The following is a 13,542-nucleotide window of genomic DNA, read 5'->3' as shown; positions in this document are numbered from 1 at the left end:
ATAAACAGCGCTTATGGCACGCGCTGCGGATCGGCCCCGGCGGTCCCGCCGACCGAGGACCGCGGACCTACGCCCCCGGGCGCCCGCCGCGCGGACCGCACCAGCACCAGCGCGATCACCGCCCCGAGCGCCGCCGCGCCGGCCGCCACCGCCAGCACCCGGTGCAGCCCGGTGGTGAACGCCGCGATCGCCAGCGTCATGCCCAGCTGCCGGAAGGTGTTGACCGCGCCGCCCGCCATGCCGATCCGCCGCGGCGGGACGGCCGCCATCGCCGCCGACGCCAGCACCGGCGTCGCCAGGCCCACGCCCACCCCCATCACCGCGAACCCCGCGTACAGCGCCGACCGGCCCGCGCCCGGCACCAGCTGATGCCGCATCAGCAGCAGCCCCGCCGCGATGACCAGCAGCCCGACGCCGATCGCCCAGCGCGCCGGGAGCCGCTGGATCCACCGCCCGGCCACCGCCGACACCGCGAACGACACCCCGGACAGCGGCAGCAGCGCCATCCCGGCCGGCACCGGCGCCAGCCCGAGGCCCGACCCGGAGCGCGACTGCAGCCACATCGACACCAGCACCAGCGGCCCGAACGCCGCCCCCTGCAGCAGCACCGCCGAGGCCATCAGGCCCGCGAACGACGGCGAGCGCATCAGGCCGAGATCCAGCATCGGATCCCCGGACGCCCGCTCGACCAGGACGAAGACCAGCAGCGCCGCCGCCGCACCCCCGAACGCGCCCAGCGCGGCGCCGTCCGTCCAACCGTGCCCGCCGCCCCGGATCAGGGCGAAGGTGAGCAGCGCCGCACACGCCGTGAACGCCGCCGCGCCCGGCACGTCCAGCCGCCGGCCGCCGCGCCCGGCCCCGGCCGCCTGCCGCCCGTCCGGCGCCACCGCCCGCAGCGTCAGACCCACCGTCAGCGCCACGATCGGCACATTGACCAGGAAGATCGCCTGCCAGCCGATGTGCTGGGTGAGCAGCCCGCCCAGCAGCGGGCCGGCCGCCGCGCCCGCCCCGTTGACCGCGCCCCAGTAGCCGAACGCCACCCCGCGGTCCCGTCCCGCATAGGTCTTGGTGAGCAGCGCCGTCGCGGTGGCGAACATCGCCGCCCCGCCGATGCCCTGCACCGCCCGCGAGGCCACCAGCGCCGCCGCGTCCGGCGCGGCCGCGCATGCCGCGGACGCCGCGGCGAAGAGCACCAGCCCGCCGAGGTAGACCCGGCGGTGCCCGCACAGGTCCGCCACCGAGCCGAGCACCAGCAGCACCGCCGCCAGCGCCAGGGCGTAGGCGTCCACCACCCACTGCAGGGCGGAGAAGGACGCGCCGAAGTCCCGCGCCATGCGGGGCAGCGCGACGTTCACGATCGTCACATCGAGCAGCAGGACGAAGGAGCCCAGGCATATCGCCACCAGGGGCCACCACTTGCGCATCGGACGCACTCCTTGTCGTTTCCGGTCCGTCTGTCGCTGGCCAGACTCCGGCCCGCACGCCCGGAACACGCCCCCGCAAGCGCCCTCGCGGCGGAACTCGACACCGAATAGCCTGGGCCGGTGGAATCCGACAGCCCGCTGCCGCTGCCCCCCGAGGACCTGAGCCTCGCCCACGCCCTCCAGCTGGACGGGCGCGCGCCCTTCCGGCGCATCGCCGAGGTCCTCGGCGTCTCCGACCAGACCGTCGCCCGCCGCTACACCCGGCTGGTGGCCTCCGGCACGCTCCGCGCCATCGGCCAGGTCGACCCGCTGGCCTGCGGCGAGACCTCCTGGATGGTCCGCGTCCGGTGCACCCCGGACGCCGCCGCCGCGCTCGCCGAGGCCCTCGCCCGCCGCGAGGAGACCAGCTGGGTCTCCCTCATCTCCGGCGGCACCGAGATCAGCCTCTCGGTGCGCGAGCTCCCGCAGGCCGCCGCCTCGCCCGACAACCTGCTGCTCCGCCGGCTGCCCCGCACCCCGCGCGTCACCGATGTGCAGGCCCACGCCCGGCTGCACGCCTACTTCGGCCAGGAGCAGGCGCCCATCACCCGCACCGGGCCGCTCACCGCCGAGCAGGTCGCCGCGCTCGCCCCCGAGGACGGCCCGGACGGCTCCGTCCTCGGCCGCACCCTCGACGAGCGGGAGCGCGTCCTCGTCGGCGTCCTCGCCCGCGACGGGCGCGCCCCGGTCGCCGAACTCGCCGAGGCCACCGGCTGGTCGGAGACGACCGTGCGGCGCCGGATGTCCGAGCTGCGCCGCACCGGCGCCCTCTACTTCGACCTCGACCTGGACCTTGAGCTGATCAACCGCGGGATGCGGGCGGCGCTCTGGCTGGACGTCCCGCCCGCGGGCCTGGCCGCCGCCGGGCGGGCGCTGGCCGCCCACCCCGAGGTCGGCTTCGCCGCGGCGACCACCGGGGAGCACAACCTCTGGGCCACTGTCAGCTGCCGGGACGGCACGGCCCTGTACCGCTACCTCACCGAGTCCGTCGCCGCCATCCCCGACCTGACCCGCGTCATCACCTCGCCGATCCACCGCACCGTCAAGGGCCCGGGCCCCTTCCCGCCGGCCGGACGTCCCCAGAGCACCCGCCCGACCCGATGAGCCCGACCCGATGAGCCCGACCCGATGAGTCCGCGCCCTCCCGCCGGTATGTACCGGCGAGAGGAGCCGGATTCCCATGACCGCAACGCACTCCGCACGACCGGCCGCGCCTTCGCCGCGCGGCACCGTCCCGTCCCCCGATCCGACCGCCGCGACCAACGCAGCCGCCGAGGCCGCCGAGGCCGCCGAAGGCCCCGGCGGGCGGCGCTGGGGGATGCTGGCCGTCCTGCTCGTCGGCCAGTTCATGACCCTGCTCGACGTCTACATCGCCAACATCGCACTGCCCTCCATCAGCACCGACCTGCACGCCACCGGATCCGAACTGCAGCTGGTGGTCGGCGGGTTCGTGGTCGCCTACGCGATGCTGCTGATCACCGGCGCCCGGCTGGGCGCGCTCTACGGGCGGCGCCGGATGTACCTCGCCGGCATCGCCGGCTTCACCCTCGCGTCGCTCGGCTGCGGGCTCGCGCCCACCGCCGCCGCGCTCATCGCCTTCCGGGTGGTGCAGGGCGCCGGCGCGGCCGTGCTCGTCCCGCAGATCATGAGCGTCATCCAGGTCAACTTCCGCGGCAGGGCACGGGCCACCGCGCTCGGCCTCTACACCGTGGTGCTCTCCGCCGGGGCCGTCGCCGGGCTCGTCATCGGCGGCGCGGTGGTCGGCGCCGACCTGTTCGGGGCGCATTGGCGGCCCGCCTTCCTGGTGAACGTGCCGATCGGGGCGGTGCTGCTGGCGCTGGTGCCGCGGCTGGTGCCCGCGGACCCGCGGCGCGCGCCGGGCGCGCCGGCCCGCCGCCTCGACCCGCTCGGGCTGGTGCTGGCGGTCTCCGCGGTGGTGGCGCTGGTGCTGCCGCTCGTCCTCGGCCGCCAACTCGGCTGGCCGGCCTGGACGTTCGCCGCGATGGCCGGGGGCGTCCTGCTGGGCGCGGCCTTCTGGGCGGCGGAGAAGCGCATCGCCGCCCGCGGCGGCGACCCGCTGCTCGACCCGGCGTCGCTGCGCACCCCCGGGCTGGGCGTCGGCGCGATCGCCATCGTCTGCTGCGCGGCGCCGTACGGGGCGCTGCTCTTCGTCCTCGCGCTGCATCTGCAGGCCGACCTCGGCTACGGGCCGATGCGTGCCGGGCTGACGTTCCTGCCGTTCGCCGCCGCGTTCGGCCTCGTCGGCCTGGGATGGCGGCGGCTGCCCGCCCGGGTGCACGGCCTGCTGCCGGCGGCCGGGGCGCTGCTGAGCGTCCCCGCGCTGCTCGGCATCGCCGCCGGGCTGCGGGACGGCACCGGGCCGGGGCCGCTCGCCTGGACGGCGTTCACGCTCTTCGGCGCCGCCCTCGGGCTGATCGTCAGCCCGGCGCTGAACCAGTCGCTCGCCAAGGTCGAGCCGCGGCACGCCGCCGACGCCAGCGGACTGCTCACCACCGCCATGCAGGTGGGCCAGCTCGCCGGGATGACCGGCGTCGGCGCCCTCTACCTCGGCCTCGCCGGGCCCGGGGCGCGGACCGCCGGGCACGCGGTCGCCGCCTCCGGGGTGCTGGAGGCCGGGCTGATGCTGCTCGGCGTCCTCACCGCCCTCGCCCTGCGCCGGGCGACGCGGTGAGCGCGCCGCCCCGCGCGGCGGGCCGGTACGGCATCATGGACGCCGTGCCGGCCCCGCCCCACGACGCGGACGAGGACTTCGCCCGCCGCACCGCCCCGCACCGCGCCGAACTCCTCGCCCACTGCTACCGGATGACGGGTTCCGCGCACGACGCGGAGGACCTGGTGCAGGAGACGCTGCTGCGCGCCTGGCGCGCCTTCGACCGCTACGACGAGCACCGCGCCTCGCTGCGCACCTGGCTCTTCCGGATCGCCACCAACGCCTGCCTCACCGCGCTGGAGGGCCGCCGCCGCAGGCCGCTGCCGGCCGGCCTCGGCGCGCCCGCCGGCGACCCCGGCGACGACCCGCACCTGCTGATCCACCGCGAGCCCGACGTGCCGTGGCTGCAGCCGCTCCCCGGCCCGTACGGGGAGGACCCGGCGGACGTCCTGGTCGGCCGGCGCGGGCTGCGGCTGGCCTTCGTCGCCGCGCTGCAGCTGCTGCCGCCCCGCCAGCGGGCCGTGCTGATCCTGCGCGACGTCCTGGACCATCCCGCGGCCGAGGTCGCGGCGATGCTGGACGCCACCGTCCCCGCCGTCAACAGCTCGCTGCAGCGGGCCCGGGCGCGGCTGGGCCGCGCCGGCGTCACCGAGGACGAGGTCGACGACCCCGCCGACCCCGCGGACCGGGCGGTCGTCGACCGCTACGCCGCGGCCTTCGAGGCCTCCGACTTCGCCGGCCTCGCCCGGCTCCTCGCCGACGAGGCGATCCTCGAGATGCCCCCGTCCCGCGCCTGGTTCCTGGGCCGCGCGGCGTACCGGGCCTTCCTGGAGCGCACCTGCCCGCCCGCCCGCGGCCGCTGGCGGATGGTGCCGCTCACCGCCAACGCCCAGCCCGCGCTCGCCGCCTACCGCGGCCCCGCGGACGCCGGCTCCGGCCCCTACCTCCCGCACAGCATCCAGGTCTTCACCACCACCCCCACCCGCATCGCCCGCACCACCGCCTTCATCGACCCCGCGCTCTTCGCCGCCTTCCGCCTCCCGCCGAGCCTCCCGCAGGGGTGAGGCGGAGGCGGGCGCCGAGCGCTCGCACGGGCCGATAATCTTTGTTTATGCCTACCTTGCGGCAGTTCGAGTACCTGGTGGCCGTGGTGGACAACGGTTCGTTCACCCGGGCCGCCGAACAGCTGCATGTCACGCAGCCGGCGCTGTCGCACCAGATCCGGGCGGTGGAGCGGGACCTCGGGGGCTCGCTGCTGGAGCGGCTGCCGCGGGCCACCCGGCTCACCCCGCTGGGACGGGCCGTCCTGCCGCACGCCCGCGCCGCACTCGCCGACTCGGCGCGGGCGGTGGCCGCGGCGCGGCGCGTCACGGGGCTCTCGCACGGCGAGATCCAGCTGGCCACCATGGTCTCCGGCAGCCTCGGGGTGCTGCCGGTCGCGCTGCGGGCCTGGCACGAGACGCACCCCGGGATCGCCATCCGGCTGATGGAGCACATGACGGCCGACGCCCTGCAGTCCACCATGGCCGCCGGCCAGGCCGACCTCGCCGTCGGCCCGGAGCCGGAGGGCTGGGAGGGGCCGATGCGGCGGCTCGGCGTCGAGGAGCTGGTGATCGTCGTCTCGCACGGCGACCCGGCCGTCGGCCTCAGCGAGGACGGCCGCCGGCGGGTGCCGCTGCGCGAGCTGAAGGAGCGCGAGTGGGTGCACTACGAGCCCGGCCACGGCATGGCCGACCTCCTCGACCAGGCCTGCGCGGACGCCGGCTACCGGCCGCGGATCGCCGTCCGCACCAACCAGGCCGCCGCCGGCCCGCTGCTCGCCGCCGCCGGGATGGGCCCCACGCTGGTGCCGGCCAACATGGTGCCCGGGCACATCGACGGCCGGATCCTGCTGCCCGACCCGCCGATCCGGCGCACCCTCACCGCCTACACCCGCACCCGGCCCGACCCGCTCACCGCGGCCTTCGCCGACACCCTCTCCCGGCACATCCATGTGCTGCCGCCGCACGTCCAGCAGGAGATCGACGGGGTCGACGCCGCCCCCGACCCCGACGACGCCGCCTGGGACGGCGACGCCGACCTGATCTGACGGCCCGCCGGCCCGCCAAGCCGCCAACCTGCCAACCCGCCGGCCCGGAGAAGGCGCCCTACGGCCGGCGCAGCCGCAGCGCCAGCAGCTCCCGGTCGTCCTCCTCCGCGGCCCGCGGCTCGCGCAGCTCCTCCAGGACGAACCCCGCCCCCAGCAGCTCCCCGAAGAGCGCCTCCAGCGTCAGCGGCCGGGCCGCCCCCGCCCCCGGATGCGCCGTCGACAGCAGCAGCACCCCGCCCGGCCGCAGCACCCGCCGCACCTCCGCCAGCAGGGCCGCCCGGTCGCGGACGCGGTGGTAGGCCAGCGCCATCACCGCGGTGTCGAAGGACGCGTCCCCCGCGAAGACCAGCGGCTCCTCCAGATCGTGCAGATGCAGCTCGGCGGAGGTGCCCGCCCGCCGCCCGCCGCCGCCCTTCCGCGCCGGCGCCTCGCGCCCGCCCGCCAGCCATCCGCCGAGCCGCTCCCGGGCCTGCTCCAGCCGCGCCTCGCTGCCCTCCGCGCCCACCACCAGCGCGGCGCCCCGCCGCAGCAGCTCCTCCGCGCAGCGGCCGGGCCCGCAGCCCAGGTCGAGGATCCGCCGGCCGCGCACGGCCCCGGCCAGCTCCAGGATCGCGCGCCGATCGGTGCCGGCGGTGTCGGGGGCGTCCGGCGCCGGGGCGGCGAACTCGCCGTCGTGGGCGCGGTGGCAGGCCGTCGCAGGTCTGATCATCGGGACAGCCTGCCATCCGCGCGCGGCATCCGTCAGGAGGTTCGGCCCTCGGGACGGACCCGTCCCGCCAGCAGCAGCGCCGCCACGCCCGCCGCCGTCGCCCCGCCCGCGATCCACCAGCACGCCGCGAACCCCGCGAACGACCCGCCCGCGACCAGCACCCCGAAGACCGCCACCGCCAGCGCCCCCGCCAACTGCCGCACGGTGTTGAAGAGTCCGGACGCCATCCCCGCCCGCTCCGCCGGGACCGCGCCCAGCATCTGCGCCGTCACCACCGGCACCGTCACCCCGCAGCCCACCCCCACCGGGGCGAGCAGCAGCGCCGCCGCCCACACCGGGAGCCCCGCCGCCGCGCCCGGGCCGACCAGGGCCAGCGCCAGCAGCCCGGCCAGCAGCAGCAGTTGGCCGCCCGCCACCACCGCCCGCGGCCCGAACCGGGCCGCCAGCCGCGGACCGGCCAGGTTCACCGCCGAGATCAGCGCCGTCATCGGCAGGAACAGCACCCCGGTGAGCAGCGCGGACGCCCCGGCCACCTGCTGGAACCAGAGCGTCATCACGAACACCCCGCCGTAGAAGGCCGCGTTGACGGCGAAGCCGACCGCCAGCGCCGCCGCCACCGTCCGCGACCGCAGCAGCGCGAGCGGCACCAGCGGATGCGCGATCCGCCCCTGCCGCCACAGGAACGCCGCCACCAGCAGCGGCCCCGCGGCCGTCGCCCACACCCGGCCCTCGATCACCCCGAACGCCAGCAGCCCCAACCCGGCGGCCACCAGGCCCTGCCCGGCCCCGTCCAGCGGAGCACCCCGCCGGGACACCACCCCCACCGCGCCCGCCGACCGCAGCAGCACCAGCGCGGCCGCCGCCACCGGCAGGTTGACGAGGAACACCCAGCGCCAGCCCAGCCCCGTCACCAGCACCCCGCCCAGCACCGGACCGGCCGCCGCCGCCACCGAGGCGCCCGCCGTCCACGCCCCGAGCGCCCGCGCCCGCCGCGCCGCGTCCGGGAACGCCTCCCGCAGCAGCGCCAGCGTCGCCGGCATCACCACCGCGGCCGCCGCACCCTGCACCACCCGCGCCCCGATCAGCGCCCCCGCCGTCGGCGCCAGCCCGCACGCCGCCGACGCCACCGCGAAGAGCGCGATCCCCGCCGCGAAGACCCGGCGCGCCCCGAACCGGTCGGCCACCGCCCCCGCCGACAGCATCAGCGCCGCGAACGGCAGGGTGTAGCCGTCCACCGCCCACTGGGTGCCGGCCATCCCGGCGTGCAGCTCGCGCCGCACGTCCGGCAGCGCCACCGTGACGATCAGCGCGTCCAGGGCGATGACGAACCCGCCCAGCAGCGCCGCCGCCAGCACCGCGCCGGCGTGCACCGGCCGCTCCACCGCCGCCGCCCTCGGCGGCAGGCTCCGTATCCCGACAGCCATGGTGTCTCTCCTCCCTCGGGCCCCGCGGCCCCTCGGCGTCGGCACCGAGCCTCCCGGGATCGAAGGGGTCCACCCAGACCGCGCCATGAGGGGGAGCGGCACACCCTCCCAACCGCCGCCGCCCGGTGCGACACTCGCCGTCATGAGCAGCGCACCGGCAAGCGACAACGCCCTCGGCGAGTTCCTCAAGGCGCGCCGCGCCCAGGTCGCCCCCGCCGACGTCGGCCTGCCGCCCGGCCACGGGCGGCGCCGCACCCCGGGCCTGCGCCGCGAGGAGCTGGCCACCCTCGCCGGGGTGAGCGTCGACTACTACACCCGCCTGGAGCGCGGCCGCGAGCGCCACCCCAGCCACGCGGTGCTCGACGCGCTGGCCGAGACGCTGCTGCTCAACCCGGACGAGCGCGCCTACCTCTGCGGCCTCGCCACCCGCGGCTCCTACCGGAGGCGCAACCCCGACCCGCGCCCCGACGCCGCCGAGCGCCTGGTGCGGCCCGGGACGCTGCGGCTGCTGGAGGCGCTGCGCCCCAACCCGGTCTACGTCGTCAACCGCGTCAACGACCTGATCGCCGCCAACCGCCCCGGGCTGCGGCTGATCGCCGGGATGGACGAATGGCCGGCCGAGCGGCGCAACATGACGCGCTATCTGTTCCTGCACCCGGCCGCGCACACCCTCTACCGCGACCACGCGAAGCTGCTGCCGTCCAGCGTCGCCCATCTGCGGGCGCTCGCCGGCGCCGACCCGGACGCCCCCGACCTGGTGCGGCTCGTCGGCGAACTGGCGGTGAAGAGCTCGGACTTCGCCCGGCTGTGGGAGCGCCACGACGTCCGGGCCCGCACCGACGGCACCAAGCGCTTCCGCCACCCCGAGGTCGGCGACCTCGATCTCGGCTACGAGGTGATGTCCCTCGACGGCACCGACGGCGCCCGGATGGTCGCCTACCACGCCGAGCCGGGCACCCCCGACCACGACGCCATGGTGCTGCTCGACATGGACTCCCCGTCCGCGCCGGCGCGGGAGGCGGACGCCGAGCCGTTCCGCCGACACGGTTAACTCCAGCTAGCAGGGCGCTTGCAATTGCAAGCGCCGGACGGCACGCTGGGGGCATGGCATCGCTCAAGGAAGGCGTCGGCACGCTCGGCGAGTACATCCGCGAGCAGCGCCGCAGCGCCCAGTACTCGCTGCGGCAACTGGCCGAGGCCGCGGGGGTCTCCAACCCCTACCTCAGCCAGATCGAGCGCGGGCTGCGCCGGCCCAGCGCGGAGATCCTCCAGCAGATCGCCAAGGCCCTGCGGATCTCCGCCGAGACCCTCTACGTCCACGCCGGGATCCTCGACGAGAAGGACGAGCGGGGCGTCGGCACCCGCGCCGCGATCCTCGACGACCCCACGATCACGGAGCGCCAGAAGGGCGTCCTGGTCGAGATCTACGACGCGTTCCGCCGCGAGAACGCGTCCCTCGGCGCCGACGGCAGCGCCGAGCCCACCTAGGCCACTCCAGCAACGGGAGGCAGAACCCATGCCCGGCATCCCGAACATCCCCAACCTTCCCACCCCGGACGACGTGAAGAAGCTCGTCAACGAGATGGCCTCGCAGCTGCCCGACTCCGGCCCGCTGTACGCCGCGGCCGGGGCGAGCGACGCCGCCCGCGAGCGGATCACCCGGCTCGCCGCCGACCCGCGCGCCGCCCGCGGCGAGCTGCTCGGCACCGTCCACGAGGTCCAGGCCAAGATGATCGAGGCCGTCGGCGCGCTCGCCGGCGGCGGGGTGCGCCAGATCCCGGACCGCGCCCAGGCGTTCGCCCTGCAGCAGGTCGGCGTCGTGGTCGAGGCGGCCGGCCGGGCCCGCGACGCCTACGACGGCTACATCGAGCGCGGCCGCACCGTGCTGGGCGCCGAGCCGGAGCCCGCCCCCGAGCACGTCAAGGTCGCCGAGCCGCCGGAGGAGCACAGCGCCCGCCGGACGGCCAACGCCCGCGGCGCCGCCGCGCCGAAGAGCGCGACCCACCGGGGCACCGCCCGTCGGGGCGCGGCCGCCAAGGACAAGGACGCCGCGCCCAAGGACGCCACCGCCAAGGACGGCGCCCCGCAGCCGCGCGCGGCCCGCTCCCGCCGCACCACCGGCACGGGCGGCGGCGCCGGCGCCCGCTCCCGCACCACCCGCGCCACCGCCAAGCCCGACTCCGCCGGGCCGAACTCGGCGAAGCCCGGCGCCGCCCGTCCGGAGGACGACGGCCACGCCGAGTGACCGCCGCCGCGGCGGACCGGACGCGCCGGGTCCGCCGCCGCGGCGCCCCCGGTCCGTGTCAGGATGGATCGGACGGAACGCCCCACCGGCCCCGGGCCGGCCCCGCCCCGATCCACCGGAGGACCCATGTTCGGCGAAGGCGGCCTGCTGATCGGCTACTTCGGACTCGTCCTGTACTACCTGGGCCTCGCGCTCACCCTCTACAAGCTGGTCATGCTGGTGGACGCGGCGATCCGCCCGGCCGGCGCGTTCCGGGCCGCCGACAAGAAGCAGAAGGGCTTCTGGATCATCCTGCTGGGCCTCGCGGTCGTCCTCGACCTGGTGCCCGGCCTCGGCGGCCTGATCAGCATCTTCGGCGTCGCCGGGCTGATCGTCGCGATCATCTACCAGGTCGACGTGCGCCCCGCCGTCAAGCAGATCGGCAAGGGCGGCGGCCGCGGCACCTCCCGCAACACCATGGGCCCCTACGGCCCCTGGTAGCCGCGCTCCCGCGGCGCGGGCCCGCTACTCCCCGTCGCCGTAGGCGGTCGCGCTCCAGCGCGGCAGCGTCCACCGGAAGACCGCGCCCCGCTCCCGCGGCGAGGTGTCCAGCCAGATGCGCCCGCCGTGGTGCTCCACGATCTTGCGGCAGAGCGACAACCCGATGCCCGTCCCCTCGTACTCCTCGCGCGGGTGCAGCCGCTGGAAGATGACGAAGATCCGTTCGGCGTGCTCCGGGTCGATCCCGATGCCGTTGTCGACGCAGGAGAACTCCCACTCGTCGCCCGCCCGGCGCGCCGCCAGCCGGATCCGCGGCGGCTCCCCGCCCCGGAAGCGGATTGCGTTCCCGATCAGGTTCTGCAGCAGCTGGCGCAGCAGCACCGCGTCCCCGCGGACCGTCGGCAGCGGCAGGATCTCCACCCGCGCCCCCGACTCCTCCCGCGCCGTCGCCAGCGACGCCAGCGCCTGCCGGGCCGCCTCCGTCAGATCCACCGCCGTGCCGTCGGCCGCCCCGTGTCCGCGCCGCCCCACCCGGGAGAACTCCAGCAGCCCCGCCACCATCGCCTGCATCCGGTCCGCGCCGTCCGCCGCGAAGTCCAGATAGGCGTCCGCCCGCTCGTCCAACCGCCCGGCGTAGCGGCGCTTCAGCAGCCGCGAGAAGGACGCCACCTTGCGCAGCGGCTCCTGGAGGTCGTGCGAGGCCACATAGGCGAACTGCTCCAGCTCGGCGTTGGAGCGGCGCAGCTCCTCGGCGTGCTCGTCCAGCATCCGGCGCGCCTCGTTGGCCGACGTCCACTCGTCGATGATCCGGCGCCGCATCAGATCGACGTCCTCGCCCAGGCCCACGATCTCGTTGGGGCCGGTGCCCTCCACGCTCCGCTCGAACTCGCCCTCCGTCACCCGCCGCACCTGACGGCCCAGCAGGGTGATCGGCACCACCATCAGCCGGCGCACCGTCACCAGCAGCACCATCGCCAGCAGCGCCAGCACCACCACCGCGGCGGCCAGGGTGATCTGCAGCGCCTCGTCGGCGTGCGCCTGCACCGCCCACGCCGTGCAGCCGGCCGCCGCCAGCAGCACCGCGCCCAGCACCCAGGAGGCGAAGCCCAGCAGCCGCCGCAGATCCCGCACCCCGGGGACGGCCGTCCCCGGCGAGCGCCGCCGCAGCGGCCGCGGCCTGCGGTGGTCCGCCCGCTGGTCGTGCTCCCGCACCATCAGCGGGCCCCCGCCACCGGGCCGTCCGGGCGCCGGCCCAGCAGCAGCACGGCGACGTCGTCGGTGAGCGCGTCCCCGTTGAGCCGCTCCACCTCGGCCAGCGTGCGGTCGATCAGCGCCTGCCCGGCGTGCCCGGCCGCCAACTGGCGGCCCAGCAGGTCGATCATGCCGTCCTCGCCCAGCCGCGCCGAACCGCGCCCGACCCGGCCCTCGATCAGCCCGTCGGTGTAGAGCAGCAGCTGCCACTCCTCGCCCAGCCGGACGTCGATCCGCGGCCAGTCGCCCCCGTCGCCGGGCAGCAGGCCCAGCGCCGGGCCCGCGCCGTCGGCGGGCAGCAGCGCCGGCGCGCCCTGCCGGGGGATCGCCACCGGCGCCGGATGCCCGGCCAGATGGAGCCCCGCCGAACCCGCGCCGGCCGGTATCTCCACCATGCACAGCGTGGCGAAGATCTCCTCGGTGTCCCGCTCGTGCTCCAGCACCTGCTGGAGGGTGCGCAGCAGCCGACGGCCGGTCAGGCCGGCGAGCACCAGCGTCCGCCAGGCGATCCGCAGCAGCACGCCCAGCGCGGCCTCGTCCGGGCCGTGCCCGCAGACGTCGCCGATCATCACATGGACGGTGCCGTCGGCGTCCCGCACCGCGTCGTAGAAGTCGCCGCCCAGCAGCGCCCGGCTGCGGCCCGGCCGGTAGCGGGAGGCGAAGTGCAGGCCCGAGCCCTCCAGCAGCGGCGTCGGCAGCAGGCCGCGCTCCAGCCGGGCGTTCTCCTGGCCGCGCAGCTCCGACTCCACCAGTCGGCGCTGCGACTCGTCGGCGCGCTTGCGCTCCACCGCGTACTGGATGGAGCGGGTCAGCAGGGAGCCGTCCACCTCCTGCTTGACGAGGTAGTCCTGCGCGCCGGCGGCCACCGCGGCGGCGCCGCGGTGCGCGTCCGACATACCGGTGAGCACCAGGACGGCGGTGCCGGGCGCGGCCTCGATGAGGCGGCGCAGCCCGTCCAGGCCCGCCGAGTCGGGCAGCCCGAGGTCGAGCAGCACGCAGTCGACCGACGGGTTGAGCAGCCGGGCCGCCTCGCGCACCGACTTCGCCCAGCGGATGCGGACGTCGGTGCCGGCCTCGGCGAGCAGCTCCTCGACGAGGAACGCGTCGCCCGCGTCGTCCTCGACCAGGAGCAGGGACAACGGGGCCGACGGCACCGCGGGCGCCGCGCCGACGCCCGGCCCCGGTGTGTCATGCCTCATGGGTACCGTCA

General features: G+C 76.7%; 13 protein-coding genes. 8 read left to right on the top strand and 5 right to left on the bottom strand.

Going from position 1 to position 13,542, the window contains the following annotated elements; all coding sequences use genetic code 11:
- Nucleotides 1-11: 11 nt before the first annotated feature.
- Nucleotides 12-1,424 carry an MFS transporter gene (locus BIV57_RS09735; protein WP_071656291.1) on the bottom strand — a complete coding sequence of 471 codons (1,413 nt, stop codon included), beginning with the start codon at nucleotides 1,422-1,424 and terminating at the stop codon, nucleotides 12-14.
- A gap of 120 nt (nucleotides 1,425-1,544) precedes the next feature.
- On the opposite strand from BIV57_RS09735, the gene BIV57_RS09730 reads away from it, so the two are divergent.
- From BIV57_RS09730 to BIV57_RS09715, 4 genes are all read left to right on the top strand, one after another.
- On the top strand, nucleotides 1,545-2,567 hold the full coding sequence (locus tag BIV57_RS09730) for an Lrp/AsnC family transcriptional regulator (protein ID WP_071656290.1): 1,023 nt from the start codon (nucleotides 1,545-1,547) through the stop codon (nucleotides 2,565-2,567).
- Nucleotides 2,568-2,643: 76 nt separating this feature from the next.
- Entirely contained in the window at nucleotides 2,644-4,155 is a 1,512-nt protein-coding gene (locus BIV57_RS09725; RefSeq protein WP_079170180.1) for an MFS transporter, read from the top strand.
- The gene (locus BIV57_RS09720; protein ID WP_245797504.1) at nucleotides 4,152-5,198 is read left to right on the top strand and encodes a sigma-70 family RNA polymerase sigma factor; all 1,047 of its coding nucleotides are present in this window, start codon (nucleotides 4,152-4,154) and stop codon (nucleotides 5,196-5,198) included. Before BIV57_RS09725 ends, BIV57_RS09720 begins: the two co-directional genes overlap by 4 nt.
- 47 nt (nucleotides 5,199-5,245) lie before the next feature.
- Nucleotides 5,246-6,223, top strand: a complete 978-nt coding sequence (locus tag BIV57_RS09715; RefSeq protein ID WP_079170179.1) for a LysR family transcriptional regulator — start codon at nucleotides 5,246-5,248, stop codon at nucleotides 6,221-6,223.
- A 58-nt stretch (nucleotides 6,224-6,281) separates the two neighbouring features.
- On the opposite strand, the gene BIV57_RS09710 is transcribed toward BIV57_RS09715, so the two are convergent.
- Entirely contained in the window at nucleotides 6,282-6,932 is a 651-nt protein-coding gene (locus tag BIV57_RS09710; protein ID WP_071656288.1) for a class I SAM-dependent methyltransferase, read from the bottom strand.
- Between the two features lie 32 nt (nucleotides 6,933-6,964).
- Nucleotides 6,965-8,356, bottom strand: coding sequence for an MFS transporter (locus BIV57_RS09705; RefSeq protein WP_079170178.1), 1,392 nt, complete (start codon nucleotides 8,354-8,356; stop codon nucleotides 6,965-6,967).
- A gap of 142 nt (nucleotides 8,357-8,498) precedes the next feature.
- Between BIV57_RS09705 and BIV57_RS09700 the strand changes: the two genes are divergently transcribed.
- The 4 genes from BIV57_RS09700 (at nucleotide 8,499) to BIV57_RS09685 (ending at nucleotide 11,081) form a co-directional block, all read left to right on the top strand.
- The gene (locus tag BIV57_RS09700; RefSeq protein WP_071656287.1) at nucleotides 8,499-9,407 is read left to right on the top strand and encodes a helix-turn-helix domain-containing protein; all 909 of its coding nucleotides are present in this window, start codon (nucleotides 8,499-8,501) and stop codon (nucleotides 9,405-9,407) included.
- Between the two features lie 53 nt (nucleotides 9,408-9,460).
- Nucleotides 9,461-9,844, top strand: coding sequence for a helix-turn-helix domain-containing protein (locus BIV57_RS09695; protein ID WP_071656286.1), 384 nt, complete (start codon nucleotides 9,461-9,463; stop codon nucleotides 9,842-9,844).
- Nucleotides 9,845-9,872: 28 nt separating this feature from the next.
- Nucleotides 9,873-10,601, top strand: a complete 729-nt coding sequence (locus BIV57_RS25080) for a hypothetical protein (RefSeq protein ID WP_071656285.1) — start codon at nucleotides 9,873-9,875, stop codon at nucleotides 10,599-10,601.
- Nucleotides 10,602-10,727: 126 nt separating this feature from the next.
- Nucleotides 10,728-11,081 carry a DUF2516 family protein gene (locus BIV57_RS09685; protein WP_079170177.1) on the top strand — a complete coding sequence of 118 codons (354 nt, stop codon included), beginning with the start codon at nucleotides 10,728-10,730 and terminating at the stop codon, nucleotides 11,079-11,081.
- A 24-nt stretch (nucleotides 11,082-11,105) separates the two neighbouring features.
- Here the strand turns inward: BIV57_RS09685 and BIV57_RS09680 are convergent, their stop codons facing one another.
- Together BIV57_RS09680 and BIV57_RS09675 are read right to left on the bottom strand one after the other, a co-directional pair.
- Nucleotides 11,106-12,296 (bottom strand): sensor histidine kinase, encoded by a 1,191-nt coding sequence (locus BIV57_RS09680; protein WP_071656284.1) that lies wholly within the window; start codon nucleotides 12,294-12,296, stop codon nucleotides 11,106-11,108.
- A complete protein-coding gene (locus tag BIV57_RS09675) occupies nucleotides 12,296-13,531 on the bottom strand; it encodes a PP2C family protein-serine/threonine phosphatase (protein WP_071656283.1) in 1,236 nt (411 codons plus the stop codon). The genes BIV57_RS09680 and BIV57_RS09675 overlap by 1 nt, the downstream gene beginning before the upstream one ends.
- Nucleotides 13,532-13,542: the final 11 nt, after the last annotated feature.

The organism is Mangrovactinospora gilvigrisea, from assembly GCF_001879105.1.
Taxonomy (GTDB): Bacteria; Actinomycetota; Actinomycetes; order Streptomycetales; family Streptomycetaceae; genus Mangrovactinospora; species Mangrovactinospora gilvigrisea.
Note: the sequence above shows the minus strand (reverse complement) of the source record. Positions and strands in the feature narration are given on the sequence as shown.